The organism is Mesorhizobium sp. M0062 (assembly GCF_040323125.1).
Lineage (GTDB): Bacteria > Pseudomonadota > Alphaproteobacteria > Rhizobiales > Rhizobiaceae > Mesorhizobium.
This window is the reverse complement of the sequence record NZ_JAMYUO010000065.1, coordinates 1-984: the sequence shown is the minus strand read 5'-3', so window position 1 is coordinate 984 and position 984 is coordinate 1. Positions and strand designations below refer to the sequence as shown.

Annotated in this window: 1 protein-coding gene; it reads left to right on the top strand. The window is 65.4% G+C overall.

Annotation, left to right across the window (positions count from 1 at the left end):
- The coding region (locus tag NKJ64_RS30450; RefSeq protein ID WP_352463831.1) for an integrase core domain-containing protein at positions 1–935 on the top strand (935 nt) is incomplete at its 5' end.
- Between the last annotated feature and the right edge of the window lie 49 nt (positions 936–984).

Sequence of the window (984 nt, the reverse complement as noted above, 5' to 3'; positions counted from 1 at the left end):
TCTGGGGTCCAAAGAAGATCGTGGCACGGCTCAGGCGCACGGCTCCCGAGTTCATGTGGCCTTCAGCCTCGACGGTCGGCGCGATCCTTGCGCGGCATGGGCTTGTCCGCGCCCGCAAGCGACCCCGCCTGCGGGCCTGCGGCAATGGACCCTGGCCACAGCCGCAAGAACCGAACGCGGTGTGGACTGGCGATCACAAGGGCTGGTTCCGGACCCGCGACGGCTGGCGTTGCGAACCCTTGACGGTGATGGATGGGTCGAGCCGCTATCTTCTGGCGCTCGAAGCGACGGGGTCGACGGCCGATAGCGAAGCCTGGCCGGTGTTCGAACGGCTGTTTGAAGAGCATGGCCTGCCGGATCGCTTCAGAAGCGACAATGGCCCGCCCTTCGCATCGGCCGGCGTCACCGGGCTGACGCCGCTTGTCGTGCGCTTCATCAAGCTCGGCATCACCCTGGAGCGGATCGCACCCGGCAGGCCACAGCAGAACGGACGTCACGAGCGCTTTCACCTGACCATGCTGCCGATGGCCGAGGCACCGGAAGCCGACCGAACGGCACAGGGCCAGGCCTTCGAGACCTTCCGCCACAGCTACAATGAGGAACGTCCCCATGAGGCGCTGGGCATGGATACGCCCGCCCAGCACTACCGGTCCTCACAGCGCGCCATGCCCAGGACACCACCCGAGCCCGTCTATCCGGCCGAGGCCTCGGTCCGCCGCGTGCGCCACAATGGCGAGATCCGATGGAATGGCGGCTTCATATATGTCTCGCAAGCGCTGGCGGGCGAACCGGTCGCTGCGTTGGAGACCGAAGACGGACAATGGACACTCTCATTCCATGCCCACCCGCTCGGCATCATCGACACACGGCACATGAAGCTTGTCCGCCGCAGCGCCGCGCCAACCAATCCGCTTGGCGCTGCGGCGGACGCATAGGGGGAGAGAAGTGTCACCTATGTATCCGGTTCAAAGTGTTACCCATCTA